Source organism: Oscillibacter sp. 1-3, assembly GCF_000403435.2.
Taxonomy (GTDB): domain Bacteria; phylum Bacillota; class Clostridia; order Oscillospirales; family Oscillospiraceae; genus Oscillibacter.
In genome coordinates this window covers 143,803-167,569 of record NZ_KE159710.1, presented here as the reverse complement: position 1 = coordinate 167,569, position 23,767 = coordinate 143,803, and the positions used below count along the sequence as shown (strand labels likewise).

Annotated in this window: 28 protein-coding genes; 22 read left to right on the top strand and 6 right to left on the bottom strand. The window is 59.5% G+C overall.

All coding sequences use genetic code 11. The annotated features are described in order from the left end of the window. Positions 1-28 precede the first annotated feature (28 nt). On the bottom strand, positions 29-922 hold the full coding sequence (locus C816_RS16675; RefSeq protein ID WP_016323581.1) for a DMT family transporter: 894 nt from the start codon (positions 920-922) through the stop codon (positions 29-31). A gap of 514 nt (positions 923-1,436) precedes the next feature. Between C816_RS16675 and C816_RS16670 the strand changes: the two genes are divergently transcribed. From C816_RS16670 to rpmB, 6 genes are all read left to right on the top strand, one after another. Beyond that, on the top strand, positions 1,437-2,096 hold the full coding sequence (locus C816_RS16670) for an SMI1/KNR4 family protein (protein ID WP_040655972.1): 660 nt from the start codon (positions 1,437-1,439) through the stop codon (positions 2,094-2,096). 125 nt (positions 2,097-2,221) lie between these two features. Then, on the top strand, positions 2,222-2,704 hold the full coding sequence (locus C816_RS16665; protein WP_016323579.1) for a GNAT family N-acetyltransferase: 483 nt from the start codon (positions 2,222-2,224) through the stop codon (positions 2,702-2,704). 477 nt (positions 2,705-3,181) lie between these two features. Next, positions 3,182-3,688: a translation initiation factor IF-3 gene (gene infC, locus C816_RS16660; RefSeq protein WP_016323577.1), complete on the top strand. Its 507-nt coding sequence runs from the start codon at positions 3,182-3,184 to the stop codon at positions 3,686-3,688. Positions 3,689-3,725: 37 nt separating this feature from the next. Beyond that, the gene (gene rpmI, locus C816_RS16655; protein WP_016323576.1) at positions 3,726-3,923 is read left to right on the top strand and encodes a 50S ribosomal protein L35; all 198 of its coding nucleotides are present in this window, start codon (positions 3,726-3,728) and stop codon (positions 3,921-3,923) included. A gap of 27 nt (positions 3,924-3,950) precedes the next feature. Then, entirely contained in the window at positions 3,951-4,307 is a 357-nt protein-coding gene (gene rplT, locus C816_RS16650; RefSeq protein WP_016323575.1) for a 50S ribosomal protein L20, read from the top strand. Positions 4,308-4,409: 102 nt separating this feature from the next. Next, positions 4,410-4,598, top strand: coding sequence for a 50S ribosomal protein L28 (gene rpmB, locus C816_RS22985; protein WP_016323574.1), 189 nt, complete (start codon positions 4,410-4,412; stop codon positions 4,596-4,598). An 87-nt stretch (positions 4,599-4,685) separates the two neighbouring features. On the opposite strand, the gene C816_RS16645 is transcribed toward rpmB, so the two are convergent. From C816_RS16645 to C816_RS16625, 5 genes are all read right to left on the bottom strand, one after another. Next, entirely contained in the window at positions 4,686-5,690 is a 1,005-nt protein-coding gene (locus tag C816_RS16645; RefSeq protein WP_016323573.1) for an NAD(P)H-dependent glycerol-3-phosphate dehydrogenase, read from the bottom strand. After that, the gene (gene plsY, locus C816_RS16640) at positions 5,687-6,346 is read right to left on the bottom strand and encodes a glycerol-3-phosphate 1-O-acyltransferase PlsY (protein ID WP_016323572.1); all 660 of its coding nucleotides are present in this window, start codon (positions 6,344-6,346) and stop codon (positions 5,687-5,689) included. The genes C816_RS16645 and plsY overlap by 4 nt, the downstream gene beginning before the upstream one ends. Positions 6,347-6,349: 3 nt before the next feature. Then, a complete protein-coding gene (gene der, locus C816_RS16635; protein ID WP_016323571.1) occupies positions 6,350-7,675 on the bottom strand; it encodes a ribosome biogenesis GTPase Der in 1,326 nt (441 codons plus the stop codon). Positions 7,676-7,806: 131 nt separating this feature from the next. Continuing rightward, positions 7,807-8,001 carry a 50S ribosomal protein L32 gene (rpmF, locus tag C816_RS16630; RefSeq protein WP_016323570.1) on the bottom strand — a complete coding sequence of 65 codons (195 nt, stop codon included), beginning with the start codon at positions 7,999-8,001 and terminating at the stop codon, positions 7,807-7,809. A gap of 58 nt (positions 8,002-8,059) precedes the next feature. Next, the gene (locus C816_RS16625; protein ID WP_016323569.1) at positions 8,060-8,557 is read right to left on the bottom strand and encodes a YceD family protein; all 498 of its coding nucleotides are present in this window, start codon (positions 8,555-8,557) and stop codon (positions 8,060-8,062) included. Positions 8,558-8,832: 275 nt separating this feature from the next. Here C816_RS16625 and C816_RS16620 point away from each other — a divergent pair, with 275 nt between their 5' ends. The 16 genes from C816_RS16620 (at position 8,833) to C816_RS16545 (ending at position 23,750) form a co-directional block, all read left to right on the top strand. Further along, positions 8,833-9,699: a MurR/RpiR family transcriptional regulator gene (locus tag C816_RS16620; RefSeq protein WP_016323568.1), complete on the top strand. Its 867-nt coding sequence runs from the start codon at positions 8,833-8,835 to the stop codon at positions 9,697-9,699. After that, positions 9,692-10,933, top strand: a complete 1,242-nt coding sequence (locus tag C816_RS16615; protein WP_040655969.1) for a BaiN/RdsA family NAD(P)/FAD-dependent oxidoreductase — start codon at positions 9,692-9,694, stop codon at positions 10,931-10,933. The genes C816_RS16620 and C816_RS16615 overlap by 8 nt, the downstream gene beginning before the upstream one ends. 15 nt (positions 10,934-10,948) lie before the next feature. Then, entirely contained in the window at positions 10,949-11,629 is a 681-nt protein-coding gene (gene cmk, locus C816_RS16610) for a (d)CMP kinase (protein ID WP_016323566.1), read from the top strand. After that, positions 11,626-12,261 (top strand): lysophospholipid acyltransferase family protein, encoded by a 636-nt coding sequence (locus C816_RS16605; protein ID WP_016323565.1) that lies wholly within the window; start codon positions 11,626-11,628, stop codon positions 12,259-12,261. The genes cmk and C816_RS16605 overlap by 4 nt, the downstream gene beginning before the upstream one ends. Beyond that, positions 12,258-14,228, top strand: coding sequence for a bifunctional 4-hydroxy-3-methylbut-2-enyl diphosphate reductase/30S ribosomal protein S1 (locus tag C816_RS16600; protein WP_016323564.1), 1,971 nt, complete (start codon positions 12,258-12,260; stop codon positions 14,226-14,228). Before C816_RS16605 ends, C816_RS16600 begins: the two co-directional genes overlap by 4 nt. A gap of 270 nt (positions 14,229-14,498) precedes the next feature. Continuing rightward, positions 14,499-15,845, top strand: coding sequence for a butyryl-CoA:acetate CoA-transferase (locus C816_RS16595; RefSeq protein WP_016323563.1), 1,347 nt, complete (start codon positions 14,499-14,501; stop codon positions 15,843-15,845). A gap of 210 nt (positions 15,846-16,055) precedes the next feature. Further along, entirely contained in the window at positions 16,056-16,547 is a 492-nt protein-coding gene (locus C816_RS16590) for a CarD family transcriptional regulator (protein WP_016323562.1), read from the top strand. A gap of 64 nt (positions 16,548-16,611) precedes the next feature. Then, the gene (gene ispD / locus C816_RS16585; protein WP_016323561.1) at positions 16,612-17,343 is read left to right on the top strand and encodes a 2-C-methyl-D-erythritol 4-phosphate cytidylyltransferase; all 732 of its coding nucleotides are present in this window, start codon (positions 16,612-16,614) and stop codon (positions 17,341-17,343) included. Continuing rightward, positions 17,340-17,825 (top strand): 2-C-methyl-D-erythritol 2,4-cyclodiphosphate synthase, encoded by a 486-nt coding sequence (gene ispF / locus C816_RS16580; protein WP_016323560.1) that lies wholly within the window; start codon positions 17,340-17,342, stop codon positions 17,823-17,825. Before ispD ends, ispF begins: the two co-directional genes overlap by 4 nt. 216 nt (positions 17,826-18,041) lie before the next feature. Continuing rightward, positions 18,042-18,293, top strand: coding sequence for a putative Se/S carrier protein (locus C816_RS16575; protein WP_016323559.1), 252 nt, complete (start codon positions 18,042-18,044; stop codon positions 18,291-18,293). After that, positions 18,290-19,414 (top strand): aminotransferase class V-fold PLP-dependent enzyme, encoded by a 1,125-nt coding sequence (locus tag C816_RS16570; protein WP_016323558.1) that lies wholly within the window; start codon positions 18,290-18,292, stop codon positions 19,412-19,414. Before C816_RS16575 ends, C816_RS16570 begins: the two co-directional genes overlap by 4 nt. Before the next feature lie 198 nt (positions 19,415-19,612). Further along, entirely contained in the window at positions 19,613-20,497 is an 885-nt protein-coding gene (gene cdaA, locus C816_RS16565; RefSeq protein WP_016323557.1) for a diadenylate cyclase CdaA, read from the top strand. Beyond that, positions 20,487-21,815, top strand: coding sequence for a CdaR family protein (locus C816_RS16560; protein WP_016323556.1), 1,329 nt, complete (start codon positions 20,487-20,489; stop codon positions 21,813-21,815). Before cdaA ends, C816_RS16560 begins: the two co-directional genes overlap by 11 nt. Further along, complete coding sequence (locus tag C816_RS16555; protein WP_016323555.1) at positions 21,812-22,222, top strand: SoxR reducing system RseC family protein; 411 nt, start codon at positions 21,812-21,814, stop codon at positions 22,220-22,222. The genes C816_RS16560 and C816_RS16555 overlap by 4 nt, the downstream gene beginning before the upstream one ends. After that, entirely contained in the window at positions 22,222-23,127 is a 906-nt protein-coding gene (locus C816_RS16550) for a DUF5685 family protein (RefSeq protein ID WP_016323554.1), read from the top strand. The genes C816_RS16555 and C816_RS16550 overlap by 1 nt, the downstream gene beginning before the upstream one ends. Continuing rightward, on the top strand, positions 23,124-23,750 hold the full coding sequence (locus tag C816_RS16545) for a J domain-containing protein (protein ID WP_016323553.1): 627 nt from the start codon (positions 23,124-23,126) through the stop codon (positions 23,748-23,750). The genes C816_RS16550 and C816_RS16545 overlap by 4 nt, the downstream gene beginning before the upstream one ends. The last annotated feature ends 17 nt before the right edge of the window (positions 23,751-23,767 follow it).

Genomic DNA, 23,767 nt, shown 5'->3' with positions numbered 1-23,767 from the left:
GGCCAACGGCCTGCCGCCTCTTTTGGTGTCAGGATGCTGTCTTTGCCTCTTTGGGTCCTCGCTGAGCCGCCACGACGCCGGCAGTGATCAGCGCCGCGCCCAGCAGGGCCAGAGGGGAGATGGGCTCTTGCAGAAAAATTCGGGCTGTGACGATGGTGATAAAGGGATTGAGATAGATGAAGTTGTTGGTGGCCACCACGCCCAGCAGGCGGAAGGCGTTGTTCCACAGCACATAGCAAAGCCCGCTGCCGATCAGGCCCAGGAAGAGGAAGTTTCCGGCTGCCGCCGGCGTCAGCAGCGCTGCGGCGGGAAAGGGAGCGCCCTCCAGAACTACCAGGGGGAGGGCCGTGACGATTCCCCAGAAGAGCGTCCGCCGGGTTGCAAGCACCGGGTCCAGCCCCTGGCCCGCCCGCCGGAGCAGCACGGAATATACCGCCCAGCAGAGTGCGGCGCACAGGGCCAGCAGGTCGCCTCGGGGATTCAGCTTCAGAACAAAGGTGCCGTTGCACACCACCAGCACTACGCCGGTGAAGGCCACCAGAAAGCCCCAGAGGGTACTCCGGCGAAACCGCTCCTCTCCGGCGAAGTGGGCGGCGATTGCGGTAAAGATAGGAGCGGCCGCCACAATGATGCTGACGTTGGAGGCCAGCGTATAAGTCAGGGCAGTGTTCTCTGTGTAAAAATAGACGGAGCAGCCTGTCAGGCCCAGCAGCAAAAAGGCGGCCTCCTGTCTTCTGGTGAGGCTCAGCCTCCTGGGCCGCAGGAGCCACAGGGAGAAATAGGCCAGCAGAAAGCGGGTCAGCATGATCTGGGCGGGGGTGAAGGAGACCAGAAGCTTTTTGCTGGAGATAAAGGTGGAGCCCCAAACGATAATGGTGAAGATGGCGAAGAGATTACCGGTGAGCCGTTCACGGTTTTTCATGGCAGTTTGTCCTTTCCCCGGAAATTCGACACGGTGCTCATGATAACACATCGGCGGGGAAAAGGCAAGCGGATGAGACCGCGTTTCCTTTTCAGAAAGATGCTGGCGGAAAGTCGATCCATGATTCGTAAAAGAAACTTGCGCACGTCGTTCCGATATGATATAGTTTTTATGGAATTGGTATTTATAGGGTGGTAAATGCGGTGAGACCGAAAGATGAGGCACCATCTGCGGGACAGGGGTGGCAGTGGTGCCTGGTTGGCAATATTGTCTGCGAACATGAATGCGGAGAAGAGCACGAATTGAGGTATGGCAATAAACGGTTTGGCGAACGTGCTTGAATGGCTGAATCCGGCAGAGGCGCCAAAGAGCAGAGTTGCAGAATCAGATCTTTTGCGTGGCCGCGCGCAGCGGTAAGGCCGCTTGTATTTATTGAAAAGTCCAAATTCTGCGCTGTATTTTCCGCAAAGAGAGATATAAAGGCAGGCATTTCTTACAATTGCCGGGGTGAAAGATGGAAGAGCTGTTTTATGAGAGAATAGCGGCAGTACTGGATCAGGCACACCGCATCGACCAAAAATGTGAACTGTTCGGCGCATCAAAACATCAATACAGACTAAATCCGCCAATCGATGAGACGGTTGTCCGTGCGGTAGAAGAAAGATATAATTTTAGACTTCCGGAGGACTATGTCTGCTTTATCACCAAGATCGCCAACGGAGGAGCTGGTCCTGATTATGGGATTATGCCGTTTGAGGAGTCGCTTATGACCGGGGCGTATAACTGTTTTCAGGAAGCATATAAACGCAGCTTAAAAAAGCCGTTTACTCCCCGGCGGATGATGCTGGAGGAAGTGGAAAAGTTTTCCTTTTTCAAAGCCGCTTATGAGCAGGAGCCAGATAAATATTTTATCTATGAGAAAGAAGATGATGACATTTGCGGAACGGACGGTTTTTTCCTTCTTGGAACCCGCGGATGCCAATGGGATTTCGGACTCATCGTATCAGGCGGGCGAACGGGACAGGTGTTTGATACGGACAATGAAGGCGCTTATGCTTTTACGGCTCACAGTTTTAATGAATTCTATCGGGAGTGGCTTGATTGGCTTTCGGATACCGAGAACGTTCAAAGAGAGCTTGAGAAGTGGCGGAAACTGCGCTTAGGCAGAAAATAAAGGCCGTGATGACCGTGTTGGCACTTTGTTTTCAGTTCGGACTTTTTCAGCCGTTTTTGATAAATTAAAGATGCGGAATCGATTCCCGTGAAAAGAAAAGGAAAATGGAGATTGGGGGAGAGGACATGCTAATCAGAAGATTTCGTCCGGAGGACGCTGAGGAGACCTCCAGGATGATTGCCGCTGCCCTGCGGGAGACCAACGGACCGGACTATCCGGCGGAGGAGATCGAGGAGCTGGCGGAGTTCTACTCGCCTGCCGGCGTGCTGCGGCGGGCAGGGGAGTCCCATATGTATGTGGGGTGTGAGGACGGCGCGGTCGTCGGCTGCGGCGCTGTCTCCAGCTATGACGGCAGCGAGACGGAGAGCTATATCATGACTCTATTTGTCCTGCCCGGCTGTCAGGGAAGAGGTGTGGGCAGGAAGCTCCTGGAGACCCTGGAGGCGGACGAGATCTTTCTGCGGGCGGAGCGGGTCGAGCTCAGCTCCTCCATCACGGCGCATGGCTTTTACAAAAAGATGGGATACGCCTATATGCAAGGCAGAGGAGAACCGGACAAGGAGGGCTCCGTCCACATGGAGAAGCGCCGGACGCCCCGCAGACCATAGAAAATCGCGGCGGGAGTTTCCCGCCGCGATTTTCTCAAGAGAGAAGTGTTACTTCCGGTTTTCCTTCTGATTGCGCTTCTGCTCCTGGTTCTGCTGATTCTGCTGGTTCTGACGGTTCTGCTCCTGATTCTGGTTGTTCTGAGACATGAGGGGACACCTCCTTTCGGAATTCTGCTATGCGGTTGCGGATGAAAACGGAACGAGCCGCTTTCACCCGTACAGGCGTTATTTTTGCCAGAAGGCCGGAAAATATTCAGCAATGGAAAAAAATTGTTGACAAACCGGCGGAGCGCTGATATACTAATCAAGCAAAACAAAGAAGGCGACGCATCCGCCTCACCTCCAGCCAGATGGGTGAAGAGGTCAACAACGTTGTAATCAAACTGCCGGGAGGTGGTTTGTTGTTGCGCGGGTGCCGGTTTGGTATCCGCGTTTTGTGAATTTTGGAACGGAGGTGTTTCGGCCATTAGTAAGCAAGTGCATGAACTGAACGAAGCCATCAATGATAAAGAGGTCCGTCTGATCGGCTCTCAGGGAGAGCAGCTGGGCATCATGTCCTCCGCAGAGGCGCTGCGGATCGCCGACGAGCAGGGTCTGGACCTGGTCAAGATCTCGCCCCAGGCCACCCCGCCGGTGTGCAAGCTGATGAACTACGGAAAGTTCCGGTTTGAGCAGAGCAAGCGGGAAAAAGAGGCCAGAAAGAACCAGCATGTGGTGGAGATCAAGGAAATCCGGATGTCTCCCGGCATCGACATTGGTGATTTCAACACAAAACTCAAAAACGCACAGAAGTTCATCGCCGACGGCAATCGCGTAAAGGTCTCTGTCCGCTTCCGCGGCCGGGAGATGGCCCACACCAGTATTGGCCGTGAGCTGCTGGAGCGGTTTGCCGAGCAGTGTGCCGAGACAGCCAATCTGGACAAGGCCCCCAAGCTGGAGGGCAGAATGATGTCCATCTTCCTCTCTCCCAAGGGCGGCAAGTAACCGAGGATTTTCAAACAAACGGAAGGAGCAATTTACTATGCCTAAGCTGAAAACCCATAGCGGCGCCAAGAAGAGATTCAACCTGACCAAGACCGGCAAGGTGAAGCGCGCCAAGGCGTTCAAGAGCCACATCCTGACCAAGAAGGACACCAAGCGCACTCGCCGTCTGCGGGCGGGCGGCTACGCGGACGCCACCAATGTGGATGCCGTGCGCAAGATGATACCCTACAAGTAAGCTGTATAGAATAGGAGGCTTTTTACAATGGCTAGAATCAAAGGCGCGATGATGACGCGCAAGAGAAGAAATAAGGTCATGAAGATGGCCAAGGGCTACTGGGGCTCCAAGTCCAAGCACTTCCGCGTGGCAAACCAGGCGGTCATGAAGTCCCTGACCTACGCCTATACCGGCCGCCGGCTGAAAAAGCGCGACTTCCGCTCCCTGTGGATCACCCGTATCTCCGCCGCCTGCAAGCTCAACGGGATGAACTACTCCACCTTCATGCACGGCTTGAAGGCCGCCGGCATTGAGATTAATCGGAAGATGCTCTCCGAGATCGCCATCAGCGACGCCGCCGCCTTCACCCAGCTGACCGAAATCGCCAAGAAGGCTGTCGCCTGATTTGAGATCAAGGGCAGGGAAAATTGCTGAAAATTTTTCTTGCATTTTGTAAGTATTCCTGATATTATAATTAAAGTGCGCAATAGCAAGGAGGTGCAAAGGATGGCAAAGTGCGAGTTTTGCGACAAGGGCGTTACGTTCGGCATTCAGGTCTCTCACTCTCACCGGCGTTCCAATCGTCCCTGGAAGCCCAATGTGAAGCGTGTGAAGGCCATTGTCAACGGTACGCCTCGCCATGTGTATGTTTGTACCCGGTGCATGCGTTCCGGTAAGGTCACCAGAGCGATTTGACATGTACAAACGAAATCCCGGACAGATGTCCGGGATTTTTTCTTTGGAGAAAACCGGGGTGGAATATTTCCGCCCGGTTTTTCTCATTTACATCCAGGTTCGTTCCAGCAGTTCGTCTTTCTTGGCCCGGCCCATCAGCTCGCTGACCACATCCCGGGCCTGCTTGCCGTGGTACAGGACCTCGTAGGCACAGCGGCAGATGGGCATCTCCACCTGCTCCTTCTCCGCCAGCTGGTAGACGCTCTCGGCGGCGTAGTAGCCCTCCACCACGGCGCCCACCTCCTCCATGGCCTCCTGAACAGTCCTGCCCTGGCCGATGAGGATTCCGGCCCGGTAGTTCCGGGAGTGGAGGGAGGTGCAGGTGACAATCAGATCCCCCATGCCGGCAAGGCCGCCGAAGGTCCGACGGGTGCCGCCCAGCTGTTCCCCCAGGCGGGTGATCTCCGCCATGGCCCTGGTCATCAGCAGGGCCTTGGTGTTGTCCTGGAGGCCAAGGCCCGTGCAGATGCCGCAGGAGAGGGCAACGACATTTTTCAGGGCTGCCGCCAGCTCCACGCCGATGATGTCATAGCTGGTGTAGACCCGGAAATAGTCGTTCATGAAGGCGTCCTGGACAAATCGGGCTGCAGCCCGGTCCGGACAGGCGGAGACGCAGCCGGTGGGCAGCTTCCGTCCCACCTCCTCCGCGTGGGAGGGACCGGAGAGGGCGGCCACCCTGCAGATATTCCCGGTTGCCTCCTGAAGGATCTGGCTCATGCGGAGCCCTGTCTCCCGTTCGATGCCCTTGGAGACTGTGACCAGAACGGTCTCAGGCCGCAGATATGGCCGGGCCTTTTCCCCTGTGGTCCGGACGGCGAAGGAGGGCGCAGCGCTGACCACCATGTCCGCGCCGGCAAGACAGTCCAGACTGCCGGTGATGTGGAGCGTCTTCGGCAGGGGAACGCCTTTCAGCAGAGGATTCTCCCGGGTTTGAGCCATCTGATCCGCTTTCTCCGGGGAGTGGGACCAGAGGGTTACGTTGTGCCCGTTGTCGCACAGGACCAATGCCAGAGCCGTGCCCCAGCCACCGCTGCCTAAAACTGTCGTCTTCATGAACCGTCCTCCTTTTTGTGATGCAGGCTGAATTTGTTCTCCGTGCCGGAGAGGAGGCGCTTGATGTTGGCTCGGTGCTGCCAGACCACAAGGCCTCCGCAGAGGAACCCCAGCACCACGATCACCGGGTCCGGGTAGAGGACCCAGGTGGCGAAGGGGAAACTGGCACCGGCCCACAGGGACCCCAGAGAGACGTACCGGGTGAGAATGGTCAGGAGCAGAAATCCGCCCCAGACCACTAGGGCAACCCGCCAGTCGATCATAATGGCGATGGTGCCGCCGGAGAGGATGCCCTTGCCGCCCTTGAAATGGAACATGCAGGGGAACATATGCCCCAGGAGACAGAAAAGAGCTGCCCAGTATTTACCGACCAGAAAGAATCCGCCGAAGAGCCAGCTTCCCAGCAGTACGGCGATAACCGCTTTCAGCACGTCGCAGAGGATCACCACAAAAGTCAGCCCGCCGCCAAAGGTGCGGTAGAAGTTGGTGAGGCCGGCATTGCCGCTGCCGTGGCCCCGCACATCGTCCCGCAGAACATACTTGGATACGATGACCGCACCGTTGAAACAACCCAGGAAATAGGAGGCCACCGCTGTGACGACCGCTATTAAAATCAGCTCTATTCCAGAGGGGATCGCGTAGATTGAACATTCCATCTCTCACTCCTCCTTATCGCTCCGCTGCCGGACGGAGAGGATGACCGGCGTTCCCTCCAGGCCGAAGGTGTTGCGGATACAGTTCTCCAGATACCGCTGGTAGGAGAAGTGGAAGAGCCGGGTGTCGTTGCAGAAGACCACGAAGTGGGGCGGCTTCACGCCCACCTGGGTCATATAGTAGATTTTCAGCCGGCGGCCCTTGTCGGTGGGGGGCTGGACCCGGGTCTGGGCGTCCGCCAGGACGTTGTTCAGCATTCCTGTGGTGATGCGGGTAGCGGCCTGGTTGGAGACGTAGTCGATGAGCTCGAAGAGCCGCTCCACCCGCTGTCCGGTTTTGGCGGAGATGAAGAGGATGGGGGCGTAGGCCATGAAGCTGAGGCCCTGCCGGACCTCCTCCCGCATCCGGTCCATGGTCTTGCCGTCCTTTTCGATCAGGTCCCACTTGTTTACTACGATGATGCTGGCCTTGCCCGCCTCATGGGCAAGACCTGCCACCTTGGTGTCCTGCTCCGTGACGCCCTCCACGGCGTCGATGAGGATCAGGCACACGTCCGCCCGCTCAATGGCCATGGTGGCCCGGAGGACGCTGTACTTTTCGATGTCCTCCGACACCTTGGACCGCCGCCGGATGCCGGCGGTGTCGATGAAGACGAAGCTGCCCTTGTCGTTTTCAAACCGGGAGTCGATGGCGTCCCGGGTGGTGCCGGCAACATCCGAGACGATGACCCGCTCCTCGCCCAGGATTTTGTTCACCAGAGAGGACTTACCGGCGTTGGGCTTGCCGATGACCGCCACATGGATGGCGTCGTCCTCCTCCTCTTCGGCCTCCTCGGGAGGAAAGTGGGCCACGCAGGCGTCCAGCAGATCGCCGGTGCCGTGGCCGTGGACGGCGGAGACGGCGATGGGGTCCCCCAGACCCAGATTGTAGAACTCGTAGAAATCCGGGTCCGGTGCGCCGGTAGAGTCCATCTTGTTCACCGCCAGCACAATGGGCTTTCCACTGCGCAGCAGCATATTCGCCACCTCGTGGTCGGAGGCGGTGAGCCCTGTGCGGATGTCCGTCAAGAAGATGATGACCGTGGCGGTCTCAATGGCGGTCTGGGCCTGGTCCCGCATGAACTCCAGGATCAGGTTGTCGGTGCGGGGCTCGATGCCGCCGGTGTCGATGAGGGTGAACTGCCGCCCGTTCCAGTCGGTCTCCCCATAGATGCGGTCCCGGGTGACGCCGGGGGTGTCCTCCACAATGGAGACCCGCCGCCCCACCAGCTTGTTGAACAGCTGGGACTTGCCCACGTTGGGCCGCCCCACAATGGCGACGATGGGTTTCATAGGCACTCACTTCCTTTCTCTCTATAAATGATGATTGATATAGGTATTATACCCGCCCAAGGACAGGATAGCAAGACAAAAAGCAAGGAGGGAAGACAGAGCTTCCCTCCTAAGCAAGCGTACAAAATCCCTTATTTTGCGACAACGGACTTGACGACCTTGACCTCGCGGCCATTGTACGTACCGCATTCCTGGCACATTCTGTGAGGCAGGTGCTGCGCACCGCATTTCGGGCAAACGACGAGAGCGGGGGACGTCAGCTTCCAGGTGGAGCTGCGGCGCTTGTCGCGTCTTGCTTTGGATACTTTTCTCTTGGGTACTGCCATTGTGACACCTCCTTGATCGTTCAAAGGCACAGGCGGGGCCTGTCCTTATCTCATTTCTCTATTTGTTCTCCAAAAGCTTGGCAAGGGCCGCCAGCCGCGGATCAATCTCCTTTTTGCAGGAGCAGGGGCCGAGGTTCAGGTCGGCGCCGCAGCGGGAGCACAGTCCTTTGCAATCTTCAGAACACAGGGTTTTAGTGTCCATCCCGAGGATGAACGCGGTACGGGCCAGTTCGCCGAGATCCGCCTTGCCGTCCTCCAGCAGCTCGATCTCGTCGCTCTCCCCGTTTTCCAGAGATTCCGCCAGCATACAGTGATAGGGAATCTCCTTCTCCATGGAAAATTCCCTGCCGCAGCGGTCGCAGACGGCGTCCAGCGTTGTCCGGGCCGTCAGATTCAGGTGGAGCACATCGGCGGCGTTCCGCACCTCGCCGGAGACAGAGACGGAACTGGAGACCGGATACCGGCCGGAGAACTCCACGTCGGAGAGGTCCAGGTCAAATTGGAAATCCAGGCGTCCGCCCGGGGTGTGCAGGATCGGTTTTACATCTAAAAGCATAAGCTACCTCGCAATGACACGACTAGTATTATAAGGGATAGCGGCCTGGTTGTCAAACTATTTTTCAAAATAATTTGGAAAATAACGGCCTTTTGAGCTGACAGGACAGGAGATCAGGGGAGATCTTCCCCGTGATTTTGCAAGACACGAAAAAAATCCTGCAAAAAACGGTTGAATCCCCTGGAATTTGTGGTACAATACCACAAGATGCATTTTCTCATCCTGTAAACTGGAGACCGTGAATCCATCGCCTGGAGCGGGCTGGAGGAACTACCGTGGCAAAGAGCATTTTACATACCATTGAGACCAATATGGCGGGCTTTTCCAAAGGACAAAAGCGAATTGCCAACTATATCCTTGAAAATTACGACAAGGCGGCCTTTCTGACCGCCAGCAAGCTGGGAAAGCTGGCGGAGGTCAGCGAGTCCACGGTGGTGCGCTTTGCCTCGGAGCTGGGGTACGACGGCTACCCCAGTATGCAGCGGGCCCTGCAGGAGATGATCCGCAGCCGCCTGACCTCTACCCAGCGCATCCAGGCGGCTGGAGATCTCTTTGACCGTCGGTCCATCCTGCCGTCGGTGGTGCAGTCGGACATTGAGAAGCTGCGCCTGATGGCCAGCGAGGCCAATCAGAGCGAGTTTGACCGGGTGGTGGACCAGCTGCTGAGCTGCCGCCACATCTATATTCTGGGCGTTCGTTCCTCCTCCTTTGTGGCGGGCTATCTGAATTTTTACATGCACCTGCTGACGGAGAACGTGACGCTGGTGCAGTCCAACGCCGCCGGAGAGATCTTCGAGCAGCTGCTGCGCATTGGGCCGGAGGATGTAATGGTGGCCATCAGCTTCCCCCGGTACTCCAGGGTGACGCTGAACACCGTGAAGTTTGCCCAGGACCGGGGGGCGTCCATCATCGCCATTACGGACAACGAGCTGTCCCCGGTGTACCAGATGGCGGACGCGGCCCTGCTGGCCCCCTGTGAGATGATCTCCTTTGTAGACTCCATGGTGGCGCCGCTGTCCCTGGTCAACGCGCTGCTGATTGCCATCGGCGTCCGTCTGGGAACCAACGCGGCCAAGACCTTCGCGGAATTGGAGGACATCTGGAATGCCTACGACGTGTTTGGGAAGACGGACGATGAGTAAGGGAATTGTTGTGGTCGGCGGCGGCGCCGCCGGGATGATGGCGGCTGTCTCCGCAGCTGAGCAGGGAGGAGCGGTCACGCTGCTGGAGCCCAACGAGCGGCTGGGGAAGAAGCTGAATATCACTGGAAAGGGCCGCTGCAATGTGACCAGCAGCGCCGGTACAGAGGAGCTGCTGGCCAATATTCCCAGGAATGGAAAATTCCTTTACAGTGCCTTTTCCCGCTTTGACGGACGGGATGCCATGGCCTTTTTTGAGGCTCTGGGCGTGCCGCTGAAAACCGAGCGGGGAAACCGGGTCTTTCCGGTCAGCGACCGGGCCTTTGACATCAGCGCCGCACTGGAACGGCGGCTGAGAGCCCTGGATGTCTCCCTGGTCCGGGACCGGGCGGTAACACTGGAGACCGGGGACGGCGCAATCCGAGGCGTAGCAGGGGAGCGCCGCCGCTATCCGGCGGCGGCGGTGGTCCTGGCCACGGGGGGCGTCTCCTATCCCGCCACCGGCTCCACGGGAGAGGGGCACCGCATGGCGGCGGAGATAGGGCACACAGTGACGCCCCTCCGAGGTTCACTGGTCCCCCTGCGGGATTTTGGCACGGGCCGGGAATTGCAGGGTTTGAGCCTGCGGAATGTGGGGCTGACGGTTTTTGAGAACAACAAGAAAATCTACACGGATTTCGGGGAGCTGGTCTTCACCCATTTCGGCGTCAGCGGGCCGCTGATTCTGTCGGCCTCCGCCCATATGCGGCGGTTTGGTGAGCGGGCCTATCATCTGGAGATCGATCTGAAGCCCGCGCTGGATGAGCAGACATTGGACCGGCGTCTGCTGGCGGATTTTGAGAAATACGCCAATCACGACTTCTGCAATGCCCTGGACGATCTGCTGCCCAAAAAGCTGATTCCGATGGTGATTCGGCTCTCTGAGATCGAGCCCCGCCGAAAGGTGCATGACGTCACCCGGGAACAGCGCCGGGGCCTTTTGACGGTTTTGAAGCATTTTCCCGTGGTGATTGCCGGCCCGTGCCCTGTGACGGACGCAATCGTCACCTCCGGCGGCGTCAAGGTGGCGGAGATCAACCCCAATACAATGGAGTCAAAGATTGTAAAGGGATTATACTTTGCGGGTGAACTGATCGATGTGGACGCCTATACCGGCGGATTCAATTTGCAGATCGCCTGGGCGACGGGCCGCGCCGCCGGATTCGCAGCGGCGGAGACGGCGAATAACGATGATTGACAGGGGAGAAGAGAGATGAATACCATCCGCATTGCCATTGACGGACCCTCCGGCGCGGGAAAGAGCACTCTGGCCAGAGCGGCCGCCGGAGCGCTGGGCTGTTTGTACGTGGACACCGGAGCTATCTACCGCACGGTCGGCTATTATGCCCGCAGCCGCGGCCTGGACCTGAAAGACGGGGAGGCCGTTGCGGCAGTTCTGCCGGAGGTCTCTGTGGAGATGACCTACGGAGAGGACGGGCTGCAGCACATGCTGCTGAACGGGGAGGACGTGACGGAGGCCATCCGCCTGCCGGAGATCTCCCTGTGCGCCTCCGCTGTCTCGGCCCACCCGGGCGTACGGGCCTTCCTGCTGGAGATGCAGCGGAAGCTGGCCCGGGAGCACAGCGTCATCATGGACGGACGGGACATCGGCACCGTGGTGCTGCCGGACGCGGAGGTGAAGATCTTCCTCACCGCCTCACCGGAGGCCCGGGCCCGCCGCCGCTGTCTGGAGCTGGAGCGGCGGGGAACGCCGCAGCCCTACGAGGAGGTTCTGAGGGAAATTGAGGAGCGGGACTGGAACGACACCCACCGTCCCGTCGCGCCTCTGCGTCAGGCTGAGGACGCCGTGCTGCTGGACACCACGGCGCTGGATTTTCAGGAGAGCGAGGCGGCGCTGCTGGCAATCATCCGCGAAAGGACGGGCGGCGCATGAAGCCATTTAACCGTTTATTTGTCTTTATCTATTATGCGGCGGGTCTGTTGGCGGACATTCTGCATCCGGTCTCCGTGGAGGGGGTGGAGCGGCTGCCAAAAAACGGTGCGCTGCTGTGTCCCAACCACTCCAGCAACTGGGACCCCATCCTGGTGGCGCTGAAGCTGCCCAAGAACTACCGCCTTCACATCATGGCCAAGGAGGAACTCTTCAAAAACCCGCTGCTGGGCTGGCTGCTGCGGAAGGTGGGGGCATTCCCGGTCAGCCGGGGGAACAACGACATCAATACCGTGCGCACCGCCATGCAGGCCATTAAGGATGGCGACAATCTGCTGATCTTCCCGGAGGGAACTGTGGTCCGGAACGGCGTGGGGTACATAGACGGCTTGCCGGCCCACGCCAAGGCGGGCGTAGCCATGATCGGCGTGCGGACCGGCGCGGCGCTGGTGCCTGTGTTTGTGGACGGGGAGAAGAAGTTGTTTCACCGCACCCGCATCATCTTCGGCGAGCCCTATGAGCCCCATTATACCGGGCGGCGGGGCACCTCGGAGGAGATGCAGAAGATCGCGGACGATGTTCTGGCGGCGGCCTATGCCCTGGGCGGCCAGGCCGTAGGGGGGAAGCCGCTGTGAAGGAGGTTCTGCTGGCGCGAAGCGCCGGGTTCTGCTATGGGGTGCGGCGGGCTGTGGAGCTGGCGGAGGAAACTGCCGCCGAGACAGACGGCTGCTGGATGCTGGGTGATCTGATCCATAACGCCCACGTGGTGGAGGACCTGGCCCGGAAAGGCGTCCGGAAGACGGCGGACCCGCTCTCACTGGGGGCCGGAGATACGGTGGTGATCCGTTCCCATGGGGAGCGGAAGAGCGTGCTGGACGATCTGGAGGCCCGGGGAGTGCGCTGTGTCAACGCCACATGTCCAAACGTGGTGCGCATCCAGCGGCTTGTGGCCCAGGCCGAGGCGGAGGGCCGCCGGGCGGCGATCATCGGCGACCCCGGCCATCCGGAGGTGGCGGGCGTGGCCAGCTGGTGCCGGGAGCCCCTGGTGTTCGACGGGCCGGAGGCCGTCCGCCGCTGGCTGGACAGCGCCCCGGAAAACCGGGAGATTCCGCTGACAGTGGCCGCTCAGACCACCTGTATTCGTGAACTTTTTGAAACTTCTTGGAAAATCATAAAAAAAGAGTGTACAAACGCGAAAATATTTGATACAATATGCAATGCTACGCACAAGCGCCAGTCCGAGGCGGTGGAAATCGCCGCCCGGGCGGACGTAATGGTCGTGGTGGGAGACCGTAAAAGCGCCAACACCAAACATTTGACGGAAATTTGCAAAGAGAGATGTCCCCGCGTCCTCCAGATCGAGGGGGCGGACGAGCTCTCGCCGGTTTTTTTCGATGGTTGTTCTGTTGCGGGCCTTACGGCCGGAGCCTCCACGCCAGCGGGCATTATTAAGGAGGTATATGCAACGATGAGCGAAGAAATCAAAGCGGCCGAGGGCAAAGAGGAGTCCTTCGAGGAATTACTGAATCAGTCTTTCAAAACTTTAAATACAGGAGAGAAAGTAACCGGCATTGTCACGGCCATCACGCCGACTGAGGTGCAGGTGGATGTGGGCGCCAAGCAGGCTGCTTACATCAAGTTCAGTGAACTGAGCGACGACCCCAACGCAAAGCCCGAGGACATCGTCAAGGTAGGTGACGAGATCGAGACCTACATCGTCCGCGTCAACGACGTGGAGGGCTACGCCGAGCTGAGCAAGAAGCGCCTGGATGCCGTCAAGGTGTGGGAGAACATCGAGACTGCCGTCGAGGAGAAGACCGTGCTGGAGGGCACTGTCACCGAGGAGAACAAGGGCGGCATCGTGGTTTCCGTCAAGGGCGTGCGGGTGTTTGTCCCCGCCTCCCAGAGCGGTCAGCCCCGCGGCGCGGATCTGAGCGCCATGGTCAAGCAGAGGGTGCAGCTGCGCGTCACCGAGGTTAACCGCGCCCGCCGCCGTGTGGTGGGCTCTATCCGGGCCGTCACTGACGAGGCCCGCCGGGCCGCCCAGGAAGAGGTGTGGGCCAACATCGAGGTGGGCAAGCGCTATTCCGGCACCGTAAAGTCCATGACCAGCTACGGCGTGTTTGTGGACATCGGCGGCGTGGACGGGATGGTACATATCTCCGAGCTGAGCTGGAGCCGGATCAAGACCCCTGCCGAGGTGTGCAAGGTCGGCGATCCCATGGAGGTGTATGTCATCTCCTTCGACGCGGAGAAGCGGAAGATTTCCCTGGGCGTCAAGGACCACAATGTCAATCCCTGGCAGGTGTTCATGGATAAGTACGCCGTGGGCGATGTGGCCACTGTCCGCATCGTCAAGCTGATGACCTTCGGCGCCTTTGCCGAGGTGGTGCCCGGTGTGGACGGCCTGATTCACATTTCCCAGATCGCGGACCGCCGCATCGACAAGCCCGAGGATGTGCTGTCCGAGAATCAGACCGTGGATGTGAAGATCACCGCCATCGACGAGGAGAAGCAGAAGATCTCCCTGTCTATCCGCGCCCTGCTGGCCCCCGCCGGAGAGCCGGAGGAGGATGCCGAGGTTCTGGAGACCGAGGAATAAGTGTGCTCATGGAGAGAGGCGGGCTGACGGCCCGTCTCTCTTTTTGAACAAATTGTGATATTTTTGACATTTTCGTTGCAATTAGGGAAATGGTGTGGTATAATTTTCTCTTGTGAAAAGTGTGACAATCCTGCCCCCGCTTGTTTTATGAAGCGGGGGCGACCAGGGCCGCATTGAGGGAATGGCTTTTTGAGTGATCTAAGCGGAGGCCGCGCCGCTGCGGTTTTTTGTCCGCTTGGTTATATAAACGGGAAAACAGGAGGAACAACGATGAACTATCAGGACGAGTATAAACAAAAGCTGACCTCTGCCGGCGAGGCGGTAAAGGTGGTCAAGTCCGGCGACTGGCTGGATTACGGGTGGAGCGTCTGTTCTCCCATCGCGCTGGACAAGGCCCTGGCACAGCGGGCGGACGAGCTGACGGATGTGAAGATCCGGGGCGGTATTCTGACCCATCAGCCGGCGATTTTTGATGTGCCCGACGCCGCTAGCCATTTCACCTGGAACTCCTGGCACATGAGCGGCATTGAGCGCAAGGCCGTCAGTGCAGGATTTGCCTTTTATATCCCCCTGCGCTATTCCGAGCTGCCGGGGTACTATACCAACTGCATCCAGTCTCTGGATGTGGCCATGTTTCAGGTTGCGCCGATGGATCAGCACGGCTGGTTTAACTTCGGTCCCGGCGGTTCCCACCTGAAGGCCGTCTGCGAGTGCGCAAAGACCATTATTGTGGAAGTCAATGAAAATATGCCCGTATGCCTTGGCGGCTATGACAACTGCATCCATATCAGCGACGTGGATATGATTGTGGAGGGGGAGAATCCTCCCATGGACGTTCTGGGCGGTGGCGGAGCCGCCTCTGAGGTGGATTTGGCGGTGGCCCGTCTGGTTGTGCCGGAGATCCCCAACGGCGCCTGCCTCCAGCTGGGCATCGGCGCAATGCCCAACGCCATCGGTAAGATGGTGGCGGAGTCCGATCTGCGGGATCTGGGCGTACATACGGAGATGTATGTGGACGCCTTTGTGGATATGTCCGAAGCGGGACGGATTACCGGTATCCACAAGCCCTTTGACCGGGGCCGCCAGACCTACGCTTTCGCCGCGGGATCTCAAAAGCTGTATGATTTCCTGAACAGCAACCCGGAGTGCATGGCCGCGCCGGTGAATTACGTCAATGACATCGCCCGGGTATCCCAGATTGAGAACTTTATTTCCATCAACGGCGCAGTAGACATCGATCTCTTCGGCCAGGTGTCCTCCGAGTCCTCCGGTACCCGCCACATCTCCGGCGCCGGCGGCCAGCAGGACTTTGTCATGGGCGCATACCTGGCCAAGGGCGGCAAGAGCTTCATCTGCTGTTCCTCCTCCTACATGGATAAAAAGAGCGGTCAGTTAAAGTCCCGAATCCGGCCGACGCTGCTGGAGGGTTCCATTGTGACCGCTACCCGCACAAATCTCCACTACTTGGTGACGGAGTATGGCAAGTTCAACGTCAAGGGAAAGTCCACCTGGGAGCGGGCCGAGGGTATCATCGGCATCGCCCATCCCCAGTTCCGAGAGGAACTCATCGCCGAGGCGGAGAAGATGCACATCTGGCGCCGTTCCAACAAGCGGTAAGCATTCATTCAAAATGGCGGACAGTATGAGGCTGTCCGCCATTTTTTGCAGCATTCTTGGAAAAATATCTGTAATTTTTTTGAAAAAGTGCTTGTAAAAATGAGGAAAAAAGGATATAATAAAGATATTACATAGGAAAAATATAGCAAATGGCGTATAAGCGAATACCAGGCACCACAATGAACCGATGAAAAAGGGGAGGGGCTTGCCATGTTCAGGATCGGGGATTTCGTCGCGCACCCAATGCACGGGGCCGGCGTCATAGACGCCATTATTCAGGAGAAGGTCGCGGGAAGCACGCAGGAGTATTATGTCTTCAAAATGCCCGTTGGCGGGCTACTGCTGAAAATCCCGGTGGCCAACAGCGAGGCCATCGGCCTTCGCACCATCATTACGCCGGAGGAGGCGGAGGCGCTGATCGCGGGAATTCCCTCTCTGGAGGTGGAGAGCAGCGCCAATTGGAACAAGCGGTATCAAGAGAATCTGCAGCGGCTGAAAAGCGGAGATCTGCGGGAGGTATCCCGGGTAATCAAAGGGCTGATGACCCGGGACACCCGGCGGGGTCTGTCTACCGGCGAGCGGAAGATGCTCCAGACGGCAAAGCGGATTCTGATTTCCGAGATTGTTCTGACAGAGCAGGTGGACTACGAGGCCGTGGAGACCCGTGTTGACTGCGCCATGACCCAGGAGGCCGCCGTCTGACCGGCAGCTGCGGATACAGAGTATCACTTCTTTAAGAGCGCCGGAGAGGCGCAGGGAGGCCGATATGTTTTCTTTTCTGCGCAGGATTAAAGGCGCAAGCCGTCCGCGCTGCACCGCGCTGGTAGCCGCCGCGGGTGTCTCCAGCCGCATGGAGGGCGTAAACAAGCTGCTGGAGCCCCTGGAGGGCGTGCCGGTGCTGGTGCGGACGCTGACCTCGCTCCAATTGGCGGAGGAGGTGGACGAGATCGTGGTGGCCGTCCGGGAGGAGGATCTGGTGGAGATCTCCCGGCTGTGTCATACATATGGGATCACTAAATGCGCCAAGGTGGTCCGGGGCGGCGAGAGCCGCGTCCACTCCGTACTGCTGGCGGCCCTGGAGGCCTCGCCGGATTCGGCGCTGCTGGCGGTGCAGGACGGCGCCCGTCCCCTGGTGACGCCGGAGCTGATCGGCCGCGTGATCCATGCCGCCGCCCGCTGCGGCGCGGCGGCTCCCGCCGTGGCGGTGAAGGATACTGTCAAAATGGTCCGGGCCGACGGTGCTGTGGCGGAGACGCTTGAGCGGGATGCCCTGCGGGCCGTCCAGACCCCCCAGGTGTTTGAGTCCAGTCTTTTGAAGGCGGCACTCCAGGCGGCGCTGGAGAGTGGCGCGCCTGTCACTGACGACTGCTCCGCCGTGGAGCGTCTGGGTAAGGCGGTATTCCTGGTGGAGGGCGAGGAGGAGAATCTGAAAATCACCACTCCGGTGGATTTGATTTTGGCGGAGGCCATCCTGCGGGCCCGGGAGGAAGGGCGATGACGAATCTGCGCATTGGTCATGGGTATGACGTCCACCGGCTGGCGGAGGGACGGAAGCTGATTCTGGGCGGCGTGGAGATCCCCTGGGAGCGTGGGCTCCTGGGTCACTCCGACGCCGATGTGCTGGTTCACGCCGTCATGGACGCGCTGACCGGAGCCTCCCGCCTAGGGGACATCGGCAGGCTGTTTCCAGACACGGACCCGGCCTATGCCGGGATCTCCAGTCTCAAGCTGCTGGCAGAGGTGGGGCGTCTGATGGTGGAGCGGGGCTTCGCCGTGGTGAACATCGATGCCGCACTCCTGGCCCAGGCGCCGAAGATCGCCCCCTACAAGGAGCGAATGGCGGAGAATATCGCCGGGGCGCTGGGGATTGAGTCTGAGCGGGTCAATGTAAAGGCCACCACCGAGGAGGGACTGGGCTTCACCGGGGACGGCTCTGGAATGGCGGCCCACGCCGTAGTGCTTCTGGAGAGGCTGAGATGAACCCTGTCAGCTTTGCCGGTTATGGGATTTGACGCCATATGCGGCGCGGACGATCTTCTTTGGAGATTGAGCTGGTTTAGTCCGCAGATCTGAAAGACGGTTCGCGGCAGGACCGATATACGCGAAATATGAAAGGGGGCTCCGCTGCTGCGGGGCCCCCTTTTGGCGCACATTTCTCCGTTCCGTCCATAGAATGGGTAGAGAGGAGGAGTGCCTGTGGATCACTATCTGATTATCGCACGGTCTGTCACCTACGCGCAGCGGATGCAGCGGACGCTGGCACGGGCGGGCGTCCGCTGCCAGATTTTCCGCGCCCCCCGGGATCTGACGGAGCTGGGCTGTGCTTACGCCGTGCGCGTGGCGGTCAGCGACCTGACCGACGCATTGACTGCCCTTCACAGGGAATCGCTGGACCCTGTTCAAATATTTTTGTACCAACGCGGACTGTACCGGGAGGTGGGGAGATGATCTATCTCGACAGCGCCGCCACCACCTTCCAAAAGCCCCCCGCTGTGGAGACGGCCATGGTGAATGCCCTGCGCACCATGAGTTCTCCGGGGCGGGGGGGCTATCCCGCCGCCATGGCGGCCGCCGATGCCGCCTTTGACTGCCGGAGCGAGCTGGCGGAGCTGTACAGCCTGAAAAACCCGGAGCAGGTTGTGTTCACTCTGAACGCCACCCATGCTCTGAATATTGCCATCAAGACCCTGGTGCCTCCCGGTGGCCGGGTAGTGATCTCCGGCTATGAGCACAACGCCGTTACCCGGCCCCTGGCGGCTTTGGAGGCGGATGTGATGATCGCGGAGGCGCCGCTGTTTCATCCGGAGGCGGTGTCGGAATCCTTTTCCAAGCTGGTGGACAGTGGGGTGGACGCGGTGATCTGCAGCCACGTCTCCAACGTATTCGGGTTCATCCAGCCAGTGGAGGCGGTGGCGGCCCTTTGCAGAACCCGGGGCGTGCCGCTGATTGTGGATGACTCCCAGGCCGCCGGTGTACTGCCGCTGGATATGGCGGCTCTGGGGGCCGCGTTCGCCGCCATGCCGGGCCACAAGGGGCTCTACGGGCCACAAGGGACCGGCGTACTGCTGTGCGGAGAGGGTGTCAAGCCTTATACACTTTTAGAGGGAGGCACCGGGAGCCTCTCCATCCAGCAGGAGATGCCGGAGTTTCTGCCGGACCGCCTGGAGGCGGGCACCCACAACATGCCCGGCATTGCCGGCCTGCTGGCAGGCGTCCGGTATGTCCGCCAGAGGGGGCTGGAGGCCATCTGCCGCCGGGAGCGCCAGCTGGCCTACATGGCGGCGGAGGAGCTGAGAGGGCTGCCCGGTGTAACGGTGTATGCCCGCCCGGGCCTCCATGCTCAGCTGGGAGTGCTGTCCTTTACGGCGGAGGATTGGGAGGCGGAGGCCATGGGGCAGGCCCTGGCGGAGCGGGGCATCGCCGTGCGGGCGGGGCTCCACTGCGCGCCCCTGGCCCACCGCTCCGCCGGAACGCTGGGCAGCGGCACCGTCCGCCTCAGCTTCTCCGACTTCAATACGCCAGAGGAGGTGTCCCGCTTAGTGTCCGCCATGGGGGAGATTCTCGCCTGATATGCGGAAAATGACTCCGAAATAAAAACCGCCGGAAGGCGGTTTTTATTTTCCAATCCCTTCCTGCGGCGGATTCTCCCTGAAATAACTGGAATTTTCTAAACAGTCCGTGAATTTTTCCCCGGTTTGCCTTGCAATCTACCGGTATATTTTATATAATTGAAATATTCATGGCCTGAAAGGGATGATGACCCAACTATGGAACTGAAGTTCTCGCAGATCCCGGCGTTTGCCGGCAGGTATCTGCTGACACTCCAGATCACCGACGTGCTGGATATTCTCATCATAGCGTTTTTGCTGTACAAGCTGCTGACGCTGGTGCGCAGCACCAAAGCCGCCAGCTTGTTGAAAGGTCTGCTGGTGTTTTTCGCTGTGCTGGCCCTGTCTTACATCTGCCAGCTCAACGGAATCTATTACATCCTGAGCAAAATGATGGAGATGGGCGTGTTGGCCCTGATTATCCTGTTCCAGCCGGAGATCCGCCGGATTCTGGAGCAGGTGGGCAGCCGCCGCATTGTTGCGTTTTTCAGCCACAGCGAGGCGGGGAACGTGATGGAGCAGACCATCGGCCAGACGGTGCTGGCCTGCACGGAGATGTCTCAGAGCCGCACGGGGGCGCTGATTGTCTTCGAGCGGGAGATCATGCTGGATGATCTGGTTCGCAGCGGCACCGTGCTGGACGCGTCGGTTTCCAGCGAGCTTTTGAAGAACATCTTCTTTGTAAAGGCCCCCATGCACGACGGGGCGGTGATCGTCCGCCACGGGCGGATTCTGGGCGCCGGCTGTATGCTCCCTTTGAGCAAGAACGTGAATTTGAGCCGGGACCTGGGAATGCGCCACCGGGCCGGCATCGGCATGAGCGAGAACTCCGACGCGGTGGTGGTCATTGTCTCGGAGGAGACGGGCTCCATCTCCGTGGCCATCGGAGGAATGCTCAAGCGGCACCTGAAACCGGAGACGCTGGAGAATCTGCTGCGCAATGAACTGCTGCCCCAGGAGGACCCTGACGGCGCGAAGCAGAGGTTCAGCCTGCTGCGCCTGCTGCGGAGCAGGAAGGACGGAGGTGCTGACGATGGAGAATAAGAGCGTCGGAATACGCAAGGTGCTATACCTTCTCCTGGCCTTCTGCGTGGCGGCCATGATCTGGTTTTTCGTGGATATGACCAATGACAAGGTGGTGGAACGGGAGATCACAGACGTTTCTATCATTTATACGGACGAGGACACGGTTTTGGCGGACCGGGGGTTGATGCTGCTGGAGGAGGGCACGGACGTTGTCATGGACGTCACCGTCAAGGGAAAACGCTGGGACGTCTCCCGGATGGACAGCAGCAGCATCCGTGTGATTGTAGAGTTGAAGAATGTCACTTCTCCGGGAGATCAGCGGGTGCCCTATCAGCTGTCAGTGGTTTCAAGCTTTGATGATCTTGTGCAGGTGACCAAGAAGAGCATCTCCATGGCCACAGTGAACATCAGCGAGCTGTACAGCAAGCGGGTGGAGGTCAAGTGCGAGCTGGTGGGCAACGTGGCGGAGGGCTACAACGCCGGACAGCTCCAGATGTCCCACAGCGAGATCGAGATCTGGGGTCAGCAGGAGCTCATCGACCAGGTGGCCTACGCCAAGGTAAAGCTGGACATCGGCAGCGCCACGGGAAGTATCTCCGAGACGCTGGCAGTGCAGTATTACACCGCGGAGGGGGAGGCGCTGGACTCCGCCGGTATCCGAACCACTGTGGAGCGGATTCAGGTATCTCTGCCGGTGTTCGTTACCAAGGAGCTGCGGCTGACGATGAATTATATTGACGCGCCCGGAGCCCGGCGGCGGAATATGCGCGCCGAGCTGGACCCGGAGACCATTATGGTCTCGGGACCTGCGGAGGTGCTGCGGGATCAGGAGACCATCGTCCTGGGCGACTTTGATTTGCTGTCCGTTGGAAATACGGAGAGCACTCACACCTACGGTATCACAGTGCCGGATGGATGCACCAACCTCAGCGGTGTCACCCGGTCCACGCTGACCATCTCCTACCCGGACAAGATCACGGCCAGAGTGGTGACGGACCGTATCCGGTTTGATAATGCTCCGGAGGGGAAGAATCTGGATGTGCAGACACCGCAGATCGTGGTGACAGTCTTTGGCACGGATGCGGATGTGTCGGCCATCAACGGGGAGAATATCACTCTGGTGGCGGATCTCAGCGATTACGGCTCTGCCCTGGGCAGCTACGCCATTCCCGCAGAGGTGGAGATTGACTCCGGCGGAGACATCGGCGTCACCGGGGAGTATGAGATCCAGGTGACGATCCGGGAGCCTGGAGACGAGCTAGAGCTTCCCGAGGAAGACCAGATTCCCGCCATGAACCCGGAGGAGGGCGGAGAGGAAGAAGGTGAGGAGCCATGACCCAGATCGCCACAGTGGAGAGGATTATCGACGCAAACCATGCGGAGATCTCCGTGCCCAGAAAGTCCGCCTGCGGGCATGACTGTGAGGAGTGCGCCGGCTGCGGCGTCACCGGCGCGGCGGTCCACGCCCGGGCGCTGAATCCCATCGGCGCCCTTCCCGGGCAGAAGGTGGTGGTGCAGAGTGATACCAATAAGATGCTGCGCATCATCGCCCTGGTGTATCTTACGCCGGTGCTGCTGTTTCTGGCGGGGTACTTCATCACCGTGGCAGTGACACCCAGCGCGGCCGTTCAGTACCTCATTGCCGGAATCGGCTTTGCCGTGGGGATTTTTCTGGCGGTCCTCTATGACCGCCGTCTTCGCCGGCAGGGCGGTCTCTCCTTTCAGATCGTCCGGCTGTTCTGATGTACGGCTATGTCAGGCCGCCCCTTGGGGCGCTGCCGGAGGAGGAGACGGAGCGGTTCCGCCGTGTCTACTGCGGACTGTGCCACACATTGGGGCGGCGGTATGGCACAGCGGCCCGGTTCATTCTCAATTACGACTTCACATTTTTGGCGGTCCTCCTCTCTGAGCCTACAGAGGGGAACTGCTGTAAATCCAGATGCCTTGTCAGTCCTGTCCGGCGGCGATGCTTTCAGTCGTCCAACAACGCGCTGGAGCTGGCGGCGGATGAGAGCGTCATCCTGGCCTATTGGCAGCTGCGGGACGGCGCGGCGGATCACGACTGGCTGCACGGGCTGAAATATCGGGGCGTATCCAGGGTTCTGGAACCGGCTTACCGCAAGGCGGCATCCCTGCGGCCCGGATTTGACGAGAGGACCCGCCGGCAGCTGGAGCTGCTGGGGCGGTTAGAGACGGAGCAGTGTTCCTCCATTGACCGGGCGGCGGATGCCTTCGCGGCACTGTTGAAAGCGGCTGCTCAGGAGGTGGAGGGCCCCATCCGGCGGCGGGTGCTGGAACAGCTGCTGTACCACCTGGGACGGTGGGTCTACCTGGTGGACGCAGCTGACGATCTGAAAAAAGACGCCGTCTCCGGAAACTACAATCCCGTGGCGCTGCGCTTCGGTCTGGAGGACGGCGTATGGACGGCGGAGGCGCGGCGGGAGTTCGCCGCAACGCTGGACCATTCGATCCACATGATGGCGACGGCTTTTGAGCTGTGGGACTTCGGCGTATGGACGCCGGTTTTGGAAAGCACCCTGTACACCGGTCTCTTTCAGGTGGGAAAAGCTGTGCTGGACGGCACGTTCCAGGCGGTCAGGCGGGGCAGGATCAGAAAGAATCACAAGAATGAAGAGGAAACCACATGAACGATCCCTATCAAGTTTTAGGCGTCTCTGAGAGCGCCACAGATGAAGAGATCAAAAAGGCCTACCGGGACCTTGCACGGAAGTATCACCCGGACAACTACCACGATAATCCCCTGGCGGATCTGGCCCAGGAGCGGATGAAGGAGATCAACGCCGCCTATGAGCAGATCACCAAGGAGCGCAGCGGAGGCGGCGGGCGGCCGGGAGGCGGATACGGCTATGGATACGGGGGCGGACAGCAGTACCGCCAGTCCGGGTCCTCCACATCCTCCGTGCTCCAGCAGGCGCGCATGGCTGTCAATTCCGGCGATTTGAGCCGGGCCGAGGCGCTGCTGGCCAATTACAGCGACCACAACGCCGAGTGGAACTTCCTCAAGGGAGTGATCTGCTACCGCCGGGGCTGGATGGACGAGGCCAAGCGGTACTATGAGACCGCCTGCCAGATGGACCCGGGCAATCCGGAATACCGTCAGGCGCGGAACTTTATGGCGGGCGGACCCCGGGGCGCCTACCGGCCCGGCGGCGGCCCCTTTGGGACGGAGGTCTGCCCGGGCAGTCTGTGCCTGGAGCTGTGCTGTATCTATACGTTCTGCAGCGGCGGCGGATATTTTTGCTGCTGCTGAGAGTCGGGGAGGGGATT

Coding starts and splice junctions, on each gene's coding strand:
- C816_RS16560 (WP_016323556.1), top strand. CDS start 20,487: ATGGAGAATAAGAGCGTCGGAATACGCAAGGTGCTATACCTTCTCCTG.
- C816_RS16670 (WP_040655972.1), top strand. CDS start 1,437: ATGGAAGAGCTGTTTTATGAGAGAATAGCGGCAGTACTGGATCAGGCA.
- rpmI (WP_016323576.1), top strand. CDS start 3,726: ATGCCTAAGCTGAAAACCCATAGCGGCGCCAAGAAGAGATTCAACCTG.
- C816_RS16595 (WP_016323563.1), top strand. CDS start 14,499: ATGAACTATCAGGACGAGTATAAACAAAAGCTGACCTCTGCCGGCGAG.
- C816_RS16555 (WP_016323555.1), top strand. CDS start 21,812: ATGACCCAGATCGCCACAGTGGAGAGGATTATCGACGCAAACCATGCG.
- C816_RS16675 (WP_016323581.1), bottom strand. CDS start 922: ATGAAAAACCGTGAACGGCTCACCGGTAATCTCTTCGCCATCTTCACC.
- der (WP_016323571.1), bottom strand. CDS start 7,675: ATGAAACCCATCGTCGCCATTGTGGGGCGGCCCAACGTGGGCAAGTCC.
- C816_RS16625 (WP_016323569.1), bottom strand. CDS start 8,557: ATGCTTTTAGATGTAAAACCGATCCTGCACACCCCGGGCGGACGCCTG.
- C816_RS16665 (WP_016323579.1), top strand. CDS start 2,222: ATGCTAATCAGAAGATTTCGTCCGGAGGACGCTGAGGAGACCTCCAGG.
- C816_RS16645 (WP_016323573.1), bottom strand. CDS start 5,690: ATGAAGACGACAGTTTTAGGCAGCGGTGGCTGGGGCACGGCTCTGGCA.
- C816_RS16590 (WP_016323562.1), top strand. CDS start 16,056: ATGTTCAGGATCGGGGATTTCGTCGCGCACCCAATGCACGGGGCCGGC.
- plsY (WP_016323572.1), bottom strand. CDS start 6,346: ATGGAATGTTCAATCTACGCGATCCCCTCTGGAATAGAGCTGATTTTA.
- ispD (WP_016323561.1), top strand. CDS start 16,612: ATGTTTTCTTTTCTGCGCAGGATTAAAGGCGCAAGCCGTCCGCGCTGC.
- rpmF (WP_016323570.1), bottom strand. CDS start 8,001: ATGGCAGTACCCAAGAGAAAAGTATCCAAAGCAAGACGCGACAAGCGC.
- C816_RS16615 (WP_040655969.1), top strand. CDS start 9,692: ATGAGTAAGGGAATTGTTGTGGTCGGCGGCGGCGCCGCCGGGATGATG.
- cmk (WP_016323566.1), top strand. CDS start 10,949: ATGAATACCATCCGCATTGCCATTGACGGACCCTCCGGCGCGGGAAAG.
- cdaA (WP_016323557.1), top strand. CDS start 19,613: ATGGAACTGAAGTTCTCGCAGATCCCGGCGTTTGCCGGCAGGTATCTG.
- C816_RS16550 (WP_016323554.1), top strand. CDS start 22,222: ATGTACGGCTATGTCAGGCCGCCCCTTGGGGCGCTGCCGGAGGAGGAG.
- rplT (WP_016323575.1), top strand. CDS start 3,951: ATGGCTAGAATCAAAGGCGCGATGATGACGCGCAAGAGAAGAAATAAG.
- C816_RS16605 (WP_016323565.1), top strand. CDS start 11,626: ATGAAGCCATTTAACCGTTTATTTGTCTTTATCTATTATGCGGCGGGT.
- C816_RS16570 (WP_016323558.1), top strand. CDS start 18,290: ATGATCTATCTCGACAGCGCCGCCACCACCTTCCAAAAGCCCCCCGCT.
- rpmB (WP_016323574.1), top strand. CDS start 4,410: ATGGCAAAGTGCGAGTTTTGCGACAAGGGCGTTACGTTCGGCATTCAG.
- C816_RS16545 (WP_016323553.1), top strand. CDS start 23,124: ATGAACGATCCCTATCAAGTTTTAGGCGTCTCTGAGAGCGCCACAGAT.
- ispF (WP_016323560.1), top strand. CDS start 17,340: ATGACGAATCTGCGCATTGGTCATGGGTATGACGTCCACCGGCTGGCG.